The following is a 15,603-nucleotide window of genomic DNA, read 5'->3' as shown; positions in this document are numbered from 1 at the left end:
TGTGCCCGGTGGACCGCACCCTGTCGCCCGGTGAGCTGCTGGACCCGAGGTACGAGGTGGTGCCGTTCCACGGGCGCGTGGCGGAGCTGGCCGAGCTGGCGCGGTGGCTGGACGGGGACGAGGCGTGCTCCGCGCTGCTGCTGCACGGCCCGGCCGGCGTCGGCAAGACGCGGCTGGCCCGGCACTTCGCGGCGGCCACGGGCGTGCCGGTGGTGGACGACGCCGACCTCGCCACCGACCTGGACCTGGGACGGGAGCCGCGCGTGCTGCTGGTCGCCCGCACGGCCGGCTGGTGGTGGTCGGCGCTGCGCCAACGCGCCGCGCGCCTGGGCCGCGGCACGCACGACCTGGCCGTCGCGCCGTCCCCGGACGAGCACGAGACGTCCTTCGCCACCGCCTGCGCCCACTTCGCGTACGCCCTCGGCCTGCCGCTGCCGGCGGTGCCCGCGCCCGAGGCGGCCACGCTGCACGACCTGCACCTGGCCGCGCTCGCCGCGGTGCACGACACGCCGGCGCACTGGCTGATCACGGGCCCCGAGCACGGGCGGTTCGCCGAGGACGTCCTGGCGGCCGCGCTGCTGGACGACCGGATCACCCCCGACCGCACGCCGGACGCCCTGCTGACCCTGCTGCGGGCCGCCGCCCGCTGGCCGCACGTGCGCCGCCGGGCCGAGGAGCTGTTCACCGCGGAACCGGACCTGGTGGCCGACGTCGCCGTGCCCGCGCTGCGCGTCCTCGCCGAGTGGCCGGGACCGGCCAGGGCCGTCGCGCGTCGGGTCTTCGACGACCCGCGCTGCCACGGCGACCCGCTGCCCGCCATCCTGACCCGCACGCTGGCCCGGGACGCGAACGACCCGCTGGAGCGGGCCGAGCTGCACGGCCTGCTGGCCGCCCGCGCCGCCCTGGCGTCGCTGCACGAGGAGGCGCTGGGTGCGGCGCGGCACCGCGTCGCCCTGTGCCGCGAGCTGGCCGAGGCGGACCCGGTGGCGCACCGGCCGGCGCTCGCGGACGCGTTGGACGACCTCGTCCTGCGCTACCTGGCCGTCGACCGGCCCGAGGACGCGCTCGCCGTGGCGGAGGAGGCCGTGGCGCTGTGCCGGGTGGTGTCCGCCGAGGAGGCGGACGGCACGCACCGGCTGGTCCGCGCGCTCGACCAGCTCGGGCGCCGCCGTGCCGCGCTCGGCCACCACACCGGGGCGTCGGCCGCGGTGGACGAGGCCGACGCCCTGCACCGCGAGGGCGCTAGCCGGTGGTGACCAGCGAGCGCAGGAAGAACGCCACGTTCGCCGGGCGCTCCGCCAGCCGCCGCATGAAGTAGCCGTACCACTGGTCGCCGTAGGGCACGTAGACCCGCATGCGGTTGCCCGCGGCGGCGATGCGGCGCTGCTCGTCCGGCCGGATGCCGTACAGCATCTGGTACTCGTAGGTGTCCGGCGACCGGTCCTTGGCCAGCTCGCCGGCGATGGCGATGAGCCGCGGGTCGTGCGAGGCGACCATCGGGTAGCCCTCGCCCGCCATCAGCACCTTGAGGCACCGCACGTAGGACCGGTCGACGTCGACCTTCTCCTGGAACGCCACCGAGGCGGGCTCCTGGTAGGCGCCCTTGCACAGCCGCACCCGCGACCCGGCGTGCGCCAGGTCCCGGCAGTCCTGCTCGGTCCGCTTCAGGTACGCCTGGAGCACCGCGCCGACCCACGGGAAGTCCACCCGCAGCTCGCGCAGGATGCCCAGCGTCGAGTCGGTCGTGGTGTGGTCCTCCATGTCGAGGGTCACCGTCGTGCCGACCGCGCCCGCCGCCGCGCAGATGCGGCGGGCGTTCTCCAGCGCGATCTTCTCGCCGTCCCGGGGCAGGAACTGGCCCACCGCGGACAGCTTCACCGACACCTCGGCCCGCCCGGTGTGGCCTGCCACCTCCAGCCGGCGCAGCAGGTCCAGGTACGCCTCGACGGTGGCCGCGGCCTGCGCCGCGTCCCGGGTGTCCTCGCCGAGGTGGTCCAGGGTGACGTACCGGCCGTCGGCCAGCACCTCGCCGGTCGTGGCGACGGCGGCGGCCACGTCGTCGCCGGAGATGAAGCGCTTGACGACGGGCCTGGTCAGCGGCGTGCGTTCGACCAGCTCGCGGACGGCGTCGGAACGGGAGGCCGCGAGCAGCGCGGAGCGGAGCATGATCACCCCTGGTGCGGGTAGCGGTAGGAGGTCGGAGCCGCGAACGTCTCCTTGATCGAGCGCGGGCTCACCCAGCGCAGCAGGTTGTGCACCGAGCCCGCCTTGTCGTTCGTGCCCGACGCCCGGCCGCCGCCGAACGGCTGCTGCCCGACGACCGCGCCGGTCGGCTTGTCGTTGACGTAGAAGTTGCCGGCGGCGAACCGCAGCTCGTCCTGCGCGCGCGCGATCGCGGCCCGGTCCCGCGCGATGACCGCGCCGGTCAGGGCGTACGGCGCGGCGCTCTCCATCTGCCGCAGCACGGTGTCGTAGTCGGAGTCCTCGAACACGTGCACGGCCAGCACCGGCCCGAAGTACTCGGTGGTGAACACCTCGTGCCCGGGGTCGCTGCCCAGCAGCACGGTCGGCCGCACGAAAAAGCCCTCGGAGTCGTCGGCCGTGCCGCCGGCGACGACCTCCAGCTTGTCGTCCGAGCGCGCGGCCTGGAGCACCCCGGACAGCTTGTCGAACGAGCGCCGGTCGATGACCGCGCCCATGAAGTTCGACAGGTCCGTGACGTCGCCCACGGTCAGCGACTCGACGTCGGCGAGGAAGTCGTCCTTGACCCGGTTCCACACCGAGCGCGGGACGTAGGCGCGGGACGCGGCCGAGCACTTCTGGCCCTGGTACTCGAACGCGCCGCGGACCAGCGCCGTGCGCAGCACGTCGAGGTCGGCCGACGGGTGCGCGAGCACGAAGTCCTTGCCGCCGGTCTCGCCGACGACCCGCGGGTACGAGCGGTAGTGGGCGATGTTCGCGCCGACCTGGCCCCACAGGTGCTGGAACGTGCGGGTGGAGCCGGTGAAGTGGATGCCCGCCAGGTCCGGGTCGGCCAGCGCGACCTCGGAGACGGCCAGGCCGTCACCGGGCAGCAGGTTGATCACGCCGGGCGGCAGGCCCGCCTCCTCCAGCAGCCGCATGGTCAGGTGCGCGGCGAAGCTCTGCGTCGGCGACGGCTTCCACAGCACCACGTTGCCCATCAGGGCGGGCGCGGTGGGCAGGTTGCCCGCGATGGCGGTGAAGTTGAACGGGGTGATCGCGTAGACGAAGCCCTCCAGCGGGCGGTGGTCCGTGCGGTTCCACACGCCGGGGGAGGACTGCGGCTGCTCGGCGAGCAGCTGCCGGCCGAACGAGACGTTGAAGCGCCAGAAGTCGATCAGCTCGCACGCGGAGTCGATCTCGGCCTGGATCGCGGTCTTGGACTGGCCGAGCATGGTGGCCGCGTTGAGCGTGGCGCGCCACTTGGTCGCGAGGAGGTCGGCGGCGCGCAGCAGGATGGCGGCGCGGTCGTCGTAGGACATCGCGCGCCACGCGGGGGCGGCCTCCTTGGCCGCGGCGATGGCGTCGCGCGTGTCCTGCCGGGTGGCGCCGTGCAGCGTGCCGAGGACCGCGCGGTGGTTGTGCGGCTGCACGACGTCGAAGCGCTCGCCGCCACCGACCCGCTGCTCACCGCCGATGGTGAGGGTCAGCTCGACGGGCTCCTTGGCCAGCTCGGCCAGCTTCGCCTGCAGCTGCGCCCGTTCCGGGGTGCCGGGGGCGTAGCCGAGGACGGGCTCGTTCACCGGTGCGGGGACCGTGGTCACGGCATCCACGAGCAGCTCCTTCGCCACAGGGTTGGGGTTGACCCAACGGTAGGACTTCCAACCATGCGGCCCGTTGTCCGCACGTCTAGGCTTGGCCACCCGTCGTTGTGGAACTGGACAAAGATGAGCTTGCGGCAGGTGCTGATCGCGCTGGGCGATCCGCTGGTCGAGGTGCAGGTCGCGCCGCACGGCCTGGAGGCCGACGTCCTCGACGTGGTCATCCTCGACCCCGACGACACCCCCGACGTGCGGCCCGGTGACCTCGCGCTGGTCATCGGCGCGCGCGGCCGTGCGGCGTCACCGCTGGTCCGGGCGGCCGCGGCCGGGGGAGCGGTCGCCGTGGCGGTCAAGGTGGACGCGCCGTCGCCGGTGCTGCGGCAGGCCGCGGCGGACGCGGGCGTGGCGTTGCTGGCGGTGCGGCCGGAGGTCCGCTGGGAGCACCTGGAGGCGCTGGCCCGCGGGGTGGTGCACAACGCCCGCGTGACCGCCGACGCGGGCGCGGGCGAGGTGCTCGGCGACCTGTTCGGCCTCGCCCAGACCATCGCCTCGCTGACCGGCGGCATCGTCAGCATCGAGGACACCGCGAGCCGCGTGCTGGCCTACTCCCGGTCCACCGACGAGGTGGACGAGCTGCGCCGGCTGTCCATCCTCGGCCGCCAGGGGCCCGAGCCGTACCTCAAGATGCTCCGCGAGTGGGGCGTCTACCAGCGGCTGCGCTCCGGCGAGGAGGTCGTGCGCATCGACGAGCGCCCGGAGCTGGGCATCCGCCGCCGGCTGGCGATCGGCATCCGCGCGGGCACGCAGCCGCTGGGCACGATCTGGGTGCAGGAGGGCGGCACGCCGCTGGCCGAGCAGGCCGAGCGGGCGCTGCTCGGCGCGGCCCGCGTCACCGCCCTGCACCTCGTGCAGCAGCGCGAGCCCGCCGCCGCGTTCCGGGAGAACCTGCTCGCGGCCCTGCTCGACGGCCGGATGGACGCCGGGGCGATCGCCGAGCAGATCGGCGCGGACCCGGACAAGCCCGCCGCCGTCGTGGTGTTCGCCCTGCGCGGCCAGGAGCACGCCGACCGCACCCAGCACGAGCTGCGCCGCGCCGAGATGACCGGCCTGATCTCGGTGCACGCCGCCGCGTACCGGCGCAGCGCGCTGGTCAGCCAGCAGGGCGGTCGCACCTACGCCCTGCTCACCGACCTGCCGCCGAAGGCGCCGCTGCTGACGTTGACCAGGGAGATCGTGGCCGCCGCCCGCAAGCACATGGGCCTGCGGGTGCAGGGCGCGATCGGCTCGACCGTGCCGACCGTGGACGAGGTGATGGTCTCCCGCGCCGAGGCGGACCGGGTGCTGGACGCGATGTCGCGCGACCTCGACGCCGACGTGGCCGCCCTGGAGGACGTGCGGTCGCGCGTGTTGATCAGTGAAACGCTCGCCCTGCTGGCCGAACACCCCCGCATCCGCGATCCGCGACTCGCCCGACTCGATGGTGAACTGGCCCGTTCCCTTTTGGTCTACTGGGACGAATTCGGTGATGTGAAAAGCGCGGCCGCGAAGTTGCACGTGCACCCGAACACCCTGCGATACCGCGTCCGACGTGCGGCGGAGGTCGGCGGATTCGATCTCGACGACCCGCTCCTCCGGTTGTTCGCCCAGTTGCAACTCAGGCTGGGCTGAACCGGCGGCCGGTCGCGCCGTACCCTCCGGGAGTGAGCACCCAAGCCCGCGGCAGCGACTTCGCTGAATTGTCCAGGCTGGTCAAGCAGCAGGGTCTGCTGGACCGGCGCATCGGTTTCTACGTCACGTACCTGGTCGGCGTGCTCGCCGCGTTCGGCCTCACCGGGGTCGCGATGGTGCTGATCGGCGACTCCTGGTGGCAGCTCGTGCCGGCCGCCGTGCTGGGCGTCGTCTTCACGCAGATCGCGTTCCTCGGCCACGACGCGGGTCACCGCCAGGTGTTCGCCGAGCACCGGACGAACCAGGTCATGGGCCTGCTGCTGGGCAACCTGCTCATCGGCGTCGGCTACGGCTGGTGGATGGGCAAGCACACCCGTCACCACGCCAACCCCAACCACGAGGACGAGGACCCGGACGTCGACATCGCCGTCCTCGCGTTCAGCGCCGAGCAGGCCGAGCGCAAGCGCGGCTTCTTCCGCTGGGTCGTCAAGCACCAGGCCTGGCTGTTCTTCCCCCTGCTGCTGCTCGAGGGCTTCAGCCTGCACGTCATCAGCACCGCCGCCGCCGTGCGCGGCGAGGTCAAGGACCGGCGGCTGGAGCTGGTGCTGCTGGCGGCGCACTTCGCGGTCTACCTGACCGCGGTGTTCCTGCTGATGTCCCCCGGCAAGGCGGTGCTGTTCATCGCCGTGCACCAGGGCGTGTTCGGCGTCTACATGGGCATCTCGTTCGCGCCCAACCACAAGGGCATGCCGGTGCTGCAGGCGGGCCACCAGCTCGACTTCCTGCGCAAGCAGGTGCTGACCTCCCGCAACGTCACCGGCGGCTGGTTCACCGACTTCCTGCTGGGCGGCCTGAACTACCAGATCGAGCACCACCTGTTCCCGAGCATGCCGCGGCCGCACCTGCGCCGGGCGCAGGCGCTGGTCCGCGACTTCTGCCAGCGGCACTCGGTGTCCTACGCCGAGTGCGGCCTGTTCACGTCGTACGGCTACGTGCTGAAGTACCTGCACGAAGCGGGAGCCGAACTGCGCGGTGCAGCCAAGCTCGCTCCAGCAGCGTCCAGGTAGTCGTCGTCACCAGGTAGGTCCCGGCCGCCGGCGGCAGCACCGCGGCGACCGGGACGGTCCCGAACGGCAGGAGCCGCAGCAGCCCGGCGAACGGCGGCTGCGGCCCGCCCGGGTGCTCGGGACGGGGGCGGCCCGCCGCGTCGGGGTCGCGCAACCGCAGGAACGCGGCGCGCAGCGACTTCTCGCGGATCGACAGCGACCGCACCCCGGTCGACCTCAGTCCGCCGTACCCACGAGCGCGGGTCGGGTGGGGTGGTCGTAGCGCACGGTCACGTCGGCGTGCGGCTCGTAGGAGGCGTACGCGGGCAGCGTCCACCGCCACTGGTCGGGCAGCTGCCGTTCCAGCGCCCCCGGCGACAGCCACAGGTGCACGGTCAGCTCGGCCGGCAGCCACTTGTCCAGCAGCACCGTGCCGTCGAGCAGCAGCACGCCGGCCGCGCCGAGCGTCACGTAGTCCGCCCGGTGCGCCCGGTCCGCGGTCGCGTTCCACAACGCCGGCAGCACCCGCCCGGAGCCGCCCGGGTCCAGGGGTTCCAGCACCTCGCGCAGCAGCCCGCCGACGTCGAGCCACGAGTCGCGGAACGAGTCCGGGTCCTCGTGGCCGTGCTCCAGCCGGACGGACGCGGGTCGCAGGAAGTCCCACGCCGACACGCGCAGCACCGGACGGCCCAGCGCGCGCAGCGGCTCCACCAGGGCGTCCGCCAGCCCGCCGGGGTCGGTCGGCGGCGCGCCGTCGACCAGCACCCGCGCCCACGTCGTGCGGGGGAGCGCGTCGACCCGCGCGACCAGCTCGTCCACGAGGGCCCGCGGCGAGAGCGGCACGACCTTCACGGCAGCGGGTCGTCCCGCCAGCCGGCGGGCAGCACCGGCACCGGCCAGTCGGGGTCGGGCTCCCACCCGCCCCACGCCGGGTCCCACCACGTGCTGCCCGAGGTCAGCATCGCCGCAACCTCCTCGGCGGTGCGCCGGATGCCCTCCGCCTCGGCCGCGTCGTACTTGCCGTCGGCGACCATCTCCTCGAACTCGTCGCGGTCCAGCTCCCGCCAGTCGCCCTCGACCGGCACCCAGAAGTCCAGCGCGTGGTCGAGGGTGTCGAAGTCGAGGGCGGTGCGCCGCATCGGGGCCTGGAGGTTGAGGTAGAAGCCCGCGAACCGGCGTTGCGGCCCCTCCCAGTACAGGTCCACGGAGTAGGCGTCGCCGGGGCGGTGCAGCTGGAGCTTGCCGATGCCCGTCCAGCTCGTGCGGCCCAGCTCCTGCCAGTGGTGGGTCCGGGGGTGGGGGAAGAAGCCGAACTCGGTGCCCGGCGCGGTGAACACGACGAGCAGGTCCGGCCCGTCCTCGACCACCCGCGTCGGCGTCACCACCCACGGCCTGCCGTGCAGCACCTCGCGGCGCAGCGCCACGTCCCCCGGCTGGAAGTACCCCATGGCGCTCAGGCTAGATCAACGCGCGCCGCAGCCTGGTCGCCGCCACCGCCCGCCGCGGATCGGTGCGCGGCAGCACCTCGACCAGCCGTTCCAGCACGGTGACGTCCTCCGCCACGAGCCCGAACGCCCACAGCGCCTCCACCTCGCCGCGGTCCAGCACGCCCCGGCGCAGCGCCGCCGCCACGTCCTCCCGCTCCTCGCGCACCACCGGCGCCTCGGAGCGGGGCAGCAGCTCGCCCCGGTACGCCGCGGCGGCCCGCTCCACGTCACCGGCGCGGATCGCCTCGCGCACCGCCAGGAAGTCGCCGCGCACGTCCGCCGCCAGTCGGTACGGCCTGGTCAGCAGCACGCCGCCCAACTGGGCGCGCAGCCGGTGCAGCTCGGCCCGCACGGTCGTGGGGTTGCCCCGCTCCCCGTACAGGCGCAGCGCCAACTGCTCGGCGGTCAGCCCGCGCGGGTGCAGCGCCAACGCCGTCAGCAGCTCCGCGTGCCGCAGCGACAGCGACAGCGCCCGGCCGCCCAGCGACGCCTGCACGTCGCCGAGGAACCGCAGGGACAGCACGGGTCTTCGCCCGGCGGCCCGCGGCACCCGCAGCAGGTACCCCTCGTCCAACTGCTCCAGGACCGCTTCCCTGCCGTCGGCCAGCCGGACGCCGCCGCCGGTCACGTCCACCCGCGCGGCGAGCAGGCCGTGCGGTTCGGCGGCCAGCACCCGCCCGGTGGGGCTGAGCAACGCGCCCGGCTCGCCGCGCAGGCCGATCAGGTGCCGCATGTTCACCGACCGCAGCCGCTCGTCGTGGGCCGCGAGCCGCACCTGCAACTGGTGCTCGGCCAACCGGGCCGCGGCCGACACCAGGGCCGCCATCGCCGGGTGCGTGCTGCTCAACGGCCCGCTGACGTCGACCGCGCCGATCGTGCGGCCGGTGTCCGGGTCGCGCACCGGGCTCGCCGCGCACGTCCAGCCGTGGTAGGTCCGCACCAGGTGCTCGGCGGAGTGCACGGTGACCGGCCGGCCGACCGCGAGGGCCGTGCCCATGGCGTTCGTGCCGATCGCGTCCTCGGCCCAGTTGGCACCCTCGACCAGCCGCACCCGTTCGGCCAGGCCGCGCACCGAGTCCGCGCCCTCGCACCACAGGACGGTGCCGTCCGCGTCCGTGACGATCATGACGTGCTCGGCCTCGTCGGCGATGCCCACCAACGTCTCGCGCAGCACCGGCAGGGCCGCCGCCAGGGGGTGCGCCCCGCGCCGGTCGACCACCTCGGCGAGGTCCAGCGCGACCGGTGCCTCGTGCCGCTCCGGGTCGACCCGGGCGGCCAGCGACCGCCGCCAGGACTCCACGATGAGCTGCCGCGCCCCCCGGGCCCGGTCCCCGGCCAGCACCGCCTCGCGCACGCGGGCGAGCCGTCGCGGGTCCGGTTGCATGGGCGCCTCCTCGACCAGGATGAACCGCCGCCGCCCGTCACGGCAAGCAAGCGCTGCGCCGTTCGGGTGCAACGCGACTGCAACGTTGCGCCGTGGACCCTGCGCCCGTCGAGCAACGCGGGAGGCGGAATGGGCAGGTTCGCGGCGCCGGGCGAGCGGGGCGGCGTCGTGTCGCACCGGGACCGGTACGACCACTTCATCGGCGGTGAGCACGTGCCGCCCGCCGAGGGCGGGTACACCGCCCACGCCACGCCGGTCACCGGCGCGGTGTTCACCGAGGTGGCCAGGGGCACCGCCGGGGACGTGGACCGGGCCCTGGACGCGGCGCACGGCGCGGCCGACCGGTGGGGCGGTACGTCCGCCGCGGAGCGCGCGACCGTCCTCGCCGAGATCGCCGACCGCCTGGAGGACCACGTCGAGGCCCTGGCCGTCGCCGAGACCTGGGACACCGGCCGACCGGTCCGCGAGGCGCTGGCCGACCTGCCGCGCGCGGTGGGGTGCTTCCGCCACTTCGGCGCGTTGATCCGCGCGCAGCGGGGTGGCGTCTCCCGGCTGGACGACGACCTCGTCGCCTTCCACCTGCGCGAGCCGATCGGCGTGGTCGACCGGTTCGTCCCGTCGCACGCGCCGCTGCTCACGGCCGCCGTGAACCTCGCGCCCGCGTTGGCGGCGGGCAACACCGCGGTGCTCAGACCGGACGACCACGCGCCCGCGGCCCTGCACGTGCTGGTGGGCCTGGTCGCCGACCTGCTGCCACCGGGCGTGGTCAACGTGGTCACCGGCGTCGGCGCGGACGAGGCGCCCGCCGGCAAGGGGGCGGACGTGTTCTTCGCCGACGTGGCCGCGAGCCGGGACGCGTTCTACGACCGGGCGATGGCGGGGTTCACGACGTTCTCCCTGGACCGGGCGCTCGTGCAGACCCCGATCCACGACCGGTTCCTGGCCGACGCCACCGAGCGCGCCCGGGCCGCCGGTCCGGGGCACCCGCTGGACACCGACACCGCGGTGGGCGCGATCGCCGGCCGCGACCGGCTGGACCGGACCCTGTCGTTGATCGCGATCGCCGAGCGCGACGGCGCCCGCGTCCTGTGCGGCGGCCAGCCCGCCGACCTCGGCGGCGAGCTGTCCGGCGGGTGCTACCTGGAGCCCACGGTGATCGCCGGCGAGACGCGGGTCTCCCGGTTCGACCTCGCGGGCCCGGTCGTGCGGGTGACGTCGTTCGACCACTTCGACGACGCGGTCAAGCAGCTGTGCGGCCTCAACGGCGTCGGCCTGTGGTCGCGGGAGGCCGGCGTGGGCTTCCGGACCGGCCGGCGGGTGCCGGCGCGCCGGGTGCGGGTGAACACCTTCCACTCCGGCGACGGGGACCGCGACGCCCTGCTCGACCGGTACCAGCGGACGAAGACCGTCCTGGTCGAGCAGGGCTGCTGCTGAACGCGGCTACCAGGGCACCTGCGGCGAGGCGTAGTAGTTCACGCCCATCACGTCCCACCGGTCGGCCTGCGCCGCCAACCGGACCTTGAACCGGTCCCAGTCGTGCGTCGACCAGGGCGACCAGCCCAGCTCGGCGATGGCGGGCAGGCGCGGGAACGCGAGCTGCTCCAGGTCCGCCGAGTCGGTGACGGTCTCGCTCCACAGCGGCGCCTCGACGCCGAGCACGGCCTCGGCGGGCAGGCCCTCGACGTAGGCACCGGGGTTCCAGTCGTAGGCGTCCTGCACGTCGGTGTACCCGGCCCAGCTCAGCCCGAGCTTGGTGTCGGCGTCGTACTTCATGTCCAGGTACGCCTTGGTGGCCGGCGACAGCACGACCTCGCTGCCCCGCGCGGCGGCCGCGACCACGTCGGGCGCGACGGTCTTCGTGCCCCAGAACTGCGGCACGGCCGACGCGGGCGGGGTCGCCTTGAGGAACTCGTGCCACCCGGTGGCGACCTTGCCGTGCTTGGTCACCAGCGGCAGCACCCTGTCCATGAACGCCTGGTAGTCCGGGTCCGCGGTCGCATGCGCCTCGTCGCCGCCGATGTGCAGGTAGCGGCCGGGGGTCAGGGCGGCGACCTCGCGCAGCACGTCGTCCACGAACCGGTAGGTGACGTCCTTGTCGATGCACAGGGAGCTGAAGCCGACCTCGATGCCGGTGTAGAGCGGCGGGGCGACGCCGTCGCAGTTCAGCTCCGGGTACGACGACAGGGCGGCGTTGGTGTGGCCCGGCAGGTCGATCTCCGGGATCACGGTGATGTGCCGTGCGGCGGCGTAGGCCACGAGGTCCTGGTACTGCTCCTGGGTGTAGAAGCCGCCGGGGCCGCCGCCGACCTCCGTGCTGCCGCCGTGCGCGGTCAGGTTGGGCCAGCTCTTGATCTCCAACCGCCAGCCCTGGTCGTCGGTCAGGTGCAGGTGCAGCCGGTTGATTTTGTAGAGGGCGAGCTGGTCGACGTACCGCTTGACCTCGTCGGTGGAGAAGAAGTGCCGCGCCACGTCGAGCATCGCGCCCCGGTGGGCGTAGCGCGGGTAGTCGAGCACCCGGCCGCCCGGGGCCGTCCACGGGCCGCGCTGCTTCGTCCTGGCCTCGACCTTCGCGGGGAGGATCTGCCGGAACGTCTGCACGCCCGCGAACAGGCCGGCGGCGGTGCGCGCCCGGATCAGCACGCCCCGCGCGGTCACGTCGAGCTGGTAGCCCTCCTCGCCGACGCGGGGGTCCGCGCCGACGAGCAGCAGCGAGATGTGCCGCCCGGACGCGCCGGGCACGACCGGCAGCCGGTAGCCGGTCGACGGGCGCAGCACGCCCGCCAGGTACTCGCCGACCTGCCGCGCGGCGGCGGAGCCGGGTTGGGTGTGGATCCTGGTGTCGGCGCTGAGCGTGAACGTCACGCCGGGCCGCGGGGTGACAGTGACGGGAGCGGGCACGATGTGCTGCAACGGCGTCTCCGGGGCTGCTTGGGCGGGAACCGCCGCGCCCACCGCGCCGACGAACAGCAGCGCGGCGAGCGCTCGACCGAACCCGCGCCGTCCGGCGCCTTCTGTGAGAAGCACTGACGTCCTCCTGGTCAGCGTGGATCACCGAGCGGCGGCTCCAGCCACCGTTTCAGCCGCACCAGGGGGTGTCAAGGTCCAGACCAATCACCGCAGCTTCGGCTTGCCCAGGCGACGCCACATGTCCGGGAACCGGTCCTCGACCCGCTGCGCCGCGGCGGTCTCCAGGCCGTGCAGCAGGCCGAACGTGAAGCCGTTCGTCCCGTCCAGCTGGGCCTTCGCGCCCAGCTCGCGCAGCACCGGCCGCGCCACCACGCCGTCCTGGTGCTCGCCGAGCAGCTCCTGCACCGCCTTGACCTTCTTGCGGTACTCGGCGGCGCGCTTGCCGAACACCGGCTCGGACACCTCCACGGCGTACCGCAGCCGCTTGGCCGCCTTGCGGGCCTCGTGCAGCCCGATGTCGTCACGCGCCCCCTCGGCCCGCTTCGCCAGCCTGCGGTAGGTCTTGTCGACCAGGTCCGGCAGCACCTTCGTGGCCTTCTCCCGCGCCAACGGCGTGAACGGCGGGTCGGCGACCAGCCCGTCGACCGCGTCCAGCAGGGCGAAGTACCGGTCACCGTCCAGCGCCGCCACCGCCGCCCGGTGCGCCTCGGCCTCCAGCGGCGAGAAGTGCCGGGTGAGCTCGGCCTGAGCGGTGCCGAGCACCAGCTCCGGCTCCAGCGCCGACACCGCGTCGGCGAACCGCTCCCGCAGCACCTCCAGGTCGCGGGCCTGGCCGAGCACGCCCGCGAGCCACTTCAGCTCCTCGGTCAACGCGCGCGTGTCGTCGCGGTCGATGATCGTCCCGAACGCCTGCAGCGCGCTGCGCATCCGCCGCGTCGCCACCCGCATCGCGTGCACGGCGTCGTCCTCGCCGCGGCGCACCCGCGGGTCCTGGTGCTTCAACGCCTCGGCCTGCTCGCGCACGTACGCCAGCACCACGTCGCCGGCGGACTTGCCCGTCGAACGCCCCGCCGCGGGGGTCGCCAGCCGGTCGGCCAGCAGGCGCGCGAGCTTGGCCGAGGACGCCGACCGCGTGATGCCCGCGCCCCCCAGCCGCGCCTCGACGCGGTCCAGCAGCGCGACGTCGCCGCGTTCGCCCAGCTCCACCTCGATCTCGCGCCACGAGTCGACCCGCGACTCGTCGGCCAGCGACTGCCCGGACACCAGGTCCTCGACCACCTCGGCGAGCAGGCGGCCCTTGTCGTCCACGAGCTGCCGGCGCTGCCGCGTCGTCCGGATGCGCGCGACCGGGGCCAGCTCGCGACCTCGGGCGTGCACCCGCACCAGCGCGCCCAGCTCCTCGGGCGGGCGCTTGGTCGCGCGACCCGGCGGCAGCCGCACCTCCTCGCGGGTGTCCACGCCCACCGGCAGCTTCAGGTGCCAGCCCGCGTCGTCACCGCCCGTGCGGCGGCGCATCGTCAGACCCGCCCGGGCGAGCCTCAGGTCGGCCGTGTCGTAGTACACCGCTTCCAACCGCTGTTCCTCGGGGCCCGCCACGGCGGCCACGCCGGGCAGGTCGGCCAGGTCCGGCAGCGCGGCGCCGCCAGGGGCCTCGTACTTGCGTTCCGTCTCGTTCACCGACCTCGACATGCCCTAGGCATACACCGTTTCGTCCGAGTTCAGGCATGTCACGGTGCGTGATCAACCGTTAACCATGCCGGGGGTTTGTATCGGCCCGTCCGCGTGGTTTTCCGGTTCCGTCCCTGGACAGGGTGGGTTCGTGCGGTTGGCTGGCGGCGTGCCCACTGAGAAGGAACGGCTCGACGAGGTCGAGCCGACCGTCGCTGATCTCGTCGCCACCACGCAGGCGCTGACGGCCGAGCTCGGTCGGGTGAGCGCCCGCCTGCTGGTGCTGGAACGCAGGCTGTCCGGCGCCGGGTCGGGCCCGGACGAGGACCTCGACTCGACCGAGGACATCATCGACACCGTGCGCGCGCTGCGGGCCGCGTGGGACGCCGAGCAGGAGCTGCTGGCCGAGTCCGTCCGCGCCGAGCTGCGGGGCGAGGTCGGCGAGTACGAGTCGCTGCGCCAGCAGCGGGACGCGGGCCTGGCCAAGCTGTCGTCCGGCCGCATGCCGCGCTTCGAGCGCGACGCGCTCCAGCACGAGGTGCAGAACCTGGAGTGGCGGGTCAACGCGCAGGAGCCGGGGGCGATGGCCGCCTCGCAGCGGCTGGCCGCCGACCAGCTCGCCGCCGAGGAGCCGTGGCGCGCGGAAGCCGTCGTGGCGGGGGAGAAGGCGCGCGAGGAGGTCCTCGACATCGCCCGCCGCCGCCTGGAGCGCGCCCTGGCCGCCGACACCCGCCTGCCGCTGTGGTTCCGCGTCGGCCTGGGCGAGATCACCAGCCCCGACCCGTCCCGCTGGGTCGAGGCCGCCGTGGCCCTGATCGCCTACCGCTTGGAGTACGGCGTGACGGACCCGATCTCGCCGCTGGGCGAGGCACCCTCCGACGAGTCCGGCTTCGCCGCCCTGGTCCGCCGGGCCGAGGCGTACACCGACATCGTGGACCAGCTCGAGTCCCTGCGGCTCTAGCAGGTCTTGAGCATCGCGCCCAGCGCGTCGCGCTCCGCCTCGTCCACGGTCAGCGAGTAGATCGTCTTCACCGACACCACGGCCCGCGCGTAGGTGCACCAGTACGCCTGCGCCGGCGGCTTCCACTTCGCCGCGTCCTGGTCGCCCTTGGCCCGGTTGCTGGTCGCCGACACCGCGATCAGCTGGAGCCCGCCCAGGTCGTTGGCGAACTTCTCGCGCTGCTCGTCGGTCCACTTGTCCGCGCCCGACCGCCACGCCTCGGCCAGCGCCACCACGTGGTCGATGTCGAGCTGGCCGGGGTCGGTGACGACCGCGCCGTCGTAGGCGCTCGTCCACGAGCCCGACACGATCTTGCACTTGTCGGCCGTCTTCACGTCCGCGCCCTGCCGCTGCAGCACCACGTCCCGGGTGTCGCACCCGCCGCCCTGGTTGCTCCAGTGCGGGAACCGGTCGCGGCTGTACCCCGTCATCTTGCCCTCGGGCGCCACGGTCAGCGCCGCCAGCTGCGCCGCCGGGTCGTCACCGGGCGCGGCCGGACCCGTCGGCGCGGCCGCGGACGTCGGGGTGGGTGAGAGGACGTCGGTGCCGCACCCGGCGACGGCCAGGAGAACCGCCAGGACACCGCTGACAACCGCCGCAGACCGCTTGCCGCTCATGTACCCATGATCAGCGATGGTCGCCCCCACGGGAACACCGGGGC

13 protein-coding genes are annotated in these 15,603 nt (G+C 74.1%); 5 read left to right on the top strand and 8 right to left on the bottom strand.

Annotated elements, in window-relative coordinates:
• Window positions 1-8 precede the first annotated feature (8 nt).
• Window positions 9-1,256 (top strand): hypothetical protein, encoded by a 1,248-nt coding sequence (locus ACIGNX_RS05245; RefSeq protein WP_396536523.1) that lies wholly within the window; start codon window positions 9-11, stop codon window positions 1,254-1,256.
• On the opposite strand, the gene ACIGNX_RS05240 is transcribed toward ACIGNX_RS05245, so the two are convergent.
• On the bottom strand, window positions 1,243-2,166 hold the full coding sequence (locus ACIGNX_RS05240) for a proline dehydrogenase family protein (protein ID WP_396536521.1): 924 nt from the start codon (window positions 2,164-2,166) through the stop codon (window positions 1,243-1,245). The genes ACIGNX_RS05245 and ACIGNX_RS05240 overlap by 14 nt on opposite strands.
• 2 nt (window positions 2,167-2,168) lie before the next feature.
• On the bottom strand, window positions 2,169-3,794 hold the full coding sequence (gene pruA, locus ACIGNX_RS05235) for an L-glutamate gamma-semialdehyde dehydrogenase (RefSeq protein ID WP_396536519.1): 1,626 nt from the start codon (window positions 3,792-3,794) through the stop codon (window positions 2,169-2,171).
• 114 nt (window positions 3,795-3,908) lie between these two features.
• On the opposite strand from pruA, the gene ACIGNX_RS05230 reads away from it, so the two are divergent.
• Complete coding sequence (locus tag ACIGNX_RS05230; protein WP_396536517.1) at window positions 3,909-5,450, top strand: PucR family transcriptional regulator; 1,542 nt, start codon at window positions 3,909-3,911, stop codon at window positions 5,448-5,450.
• Between the two features lie 32 nt (window positions 5,451-5,482).
• On the top strand, window positions 5,483-6,517 hold the full coding sequence (locus ACIGNX_RS05225; protein ID WP_396536515.1) for a fatty acid desaturase family protein: 1,035 nt from the start codon (window positions 5,483-5,485) through the stop codon (window positions 6,515-6,517).
• 216 nt (window positions 6,518-6,733) lie between these two features.
• Here the strand turns inward: ACIGNX_RS05225 and ACIGNX_RS05220 are convergent, their stop codons facing one another.
• The 3 genes from ACIGNX_RS05220 to ACIGNX_RS05210 are packed head-to-tail and all read right to left on the bottom strand — an operon-like array spanning window position 6,734 to window position 9,367.
• On the bottom strand, window positions 6,734-7,348 hold the full coding sequence (locus ACIGNX_RS05220; RefSeq protein WP_396536513.1) for a uridine kinase: 615 nt from the start codon (window positions 7,346-7,348) through the stop codon (window positions 6,734-6,736).
• The gene (locus ACIGNX_RS05215) at window positions 7,345-7,944 is read right to left on the bottom strand and encodes a DUF402 domain-containing protein (RefSeq protein ID WP_396536511.1); all 600 of its coding nucleotides are present in this window, start codon (window positions 7,942-7,944) and stop codon (window positions 7,345-7,347) included. The genes ACIGNX_RS05220 and ACIGNX_RS05215 overlap by 4 nt, the downstream gene beginning before the upstream one ends.
• Before the next feature lie 10 nt (window positions 7,945-7,954).
• The gene (locus ACIGNX_RS05210; RefSeq protein ID WP_396536509.1) at window positions 7,955-9,367 is read right to left on the bottom strand and encodes a GAF domain-containing protein; all 1,413 of its coding nucleotides are present in this window, start codon (window positions 9,365-9,367) and stop codon (window positions 7,955-7,957) included.
• 129 nt (window positions 9,368-9,496) lie between these two features.
• Between ACIGNX_RS05210 and ACIGNX_RS05205 the strand changes: the two genes are divergently transcribed.
• The gene (locus ACIGNX_RS05205; RefSeq protein ID WP_396536507.1) at window positions 9,497-10,801 is read left to right on the top strand and encodes an aldehyde dehydrogenase family protein; all 1,305 of its coding nucleotides are present in this window, start codon (window positions 9,497-9,499) and stop codon (window positions 10,799-10,801) included.
• Window positions 10,802-10,807: 6 nt separating this feature from the next.
• On the opposite strand, the gene ACIGNX_RS05200 is transcribed toward ACIGNX_RS05205, so the two are convergent.
• Together ACIGNX_RS05200 and ACIGNX_RS05195 are read right to left on the bottom strand one after the other, a co-directional pair.
• Entirely contained in the window at window positions 10,808-12,391 is a 1,584-nt protein-coding gene (locus tag ACIGNX_RS05200; protein ID WP_396536505.1) for a beta-N-acetylhexosaminidase, read from the bottom strand.
• An 87-nt stretch (window positions 12,392-12,478) separates the two neighbouring features.
• A complete protein-coding gene (locus tag ACIGNX_RS05195) occupies window positions 12,479-13,963 on the bottom strand; it encodes a CHAD domain-containing protein (RefSeq protein WP_396536503.1) in 1,485 nt (494 codons plus the stop codon).
• A 148-nt stretch (window positions 13,964-14,111) separates the two neighbouring features.
• On the opposite strand from ACIGNX_RS05195, the gene ACIGNX_RS05190 reads away from it, so the two are divergent.
• Complete coding sequence (locus ACIGNX_RS05190; RefSeq protein WP_396536501.1) at window positions 14,112-14,903, top strand: hypothetical protein; 792 nt, start codon at window positions 14,112-14,114, stop codon at window positions 14,901-14,903.
• Here ACIGNX_RS05190 and ACIGNX_RS05185 read toward each other — a convergent pair.
• The gene (locus ACIGNX_RS05185; protein ID WP_396536499.1) at window positions 14,900-15,559 is read right to left on the bottom strand and encodes an HNH endonuclease family protein; all 660 of its coding nucleotides are present in this window, start codon (window positions 15,557-15,559) and stop codon (window positions 14,900-14,902) included. The two genes, ACIGNX_RS05190 and ACIGNX_RS05185, sit on opposite strands and share 4 nt — an antisense overlap.
• Between the last annotated feature and the right edge of the window lie 44 nt (window positions 15,560-15,603).

This window comes from Actinosynnema sp. NPDC053489, from assembly GCF_044544865.1.
Lineage (GTDB): Bacteria > Actinomycetota > Actinomycetes > Mycobacteriales > Pseudonocardiaceae > Actinosynnema.
This window is presented reverse-complemented; position numbering and strand designations above follow the sequence as displayed.

Coding starts and splice junctions, on each gene's coding strand:
- ACIGNX_RS05195 (WP_396536503.1), bottom strand. CDS start 13,963: ATGTCGAGGTCGGTGAACGAGACGGAACGCAAGTACGAGGCCCCTGGC.
- ACIGNX_RS05210 (WP_396536509.1), bottom strand. CDS start 9,367: ATGCAACCGGACCCGCGACGGCTCGCCCGCGTGCGCGAGGCGGTGCTG.
- ACIGNX_RS05205 (WP_396536507.1), top strand. CDS start 9,497: ATGGGCAGGTTCGCGGCGCCGGGCGAGCGGGGCGGCGTCGTGTCGCAC.
- ACIGNX_RS05215 (WP_396536511.1), bottom strand. CDS start 7,944: ATGGGGTACTTCCAGCCGGGGGACGTGGCGCTGCGCCGCGAGGTGCTG.
- ACIGNX_RS05230 (WP_396536517.1), top strand. CDS start 3,909: ATGAGCTTGCGGCAGGTGCTGATCGCGCTGGGCGATCCGCTGGTCGAG.
- ACIGNX_RS05185 (WP_396536499.1), bottom strand. CDS start 15,559: ATGAGCGGCAAGCGGTCTGCGGCGGTTGTCAGCGGTGTCCTGGCGGTT.
- ACIGNX_RS05240 (WP_396536521.1), bottom strand. CDS start 2,166: ATGCTCCGCTCCGCGCTGCTCGCGGCCTCCCGTTCCGACGCCGTCCGC.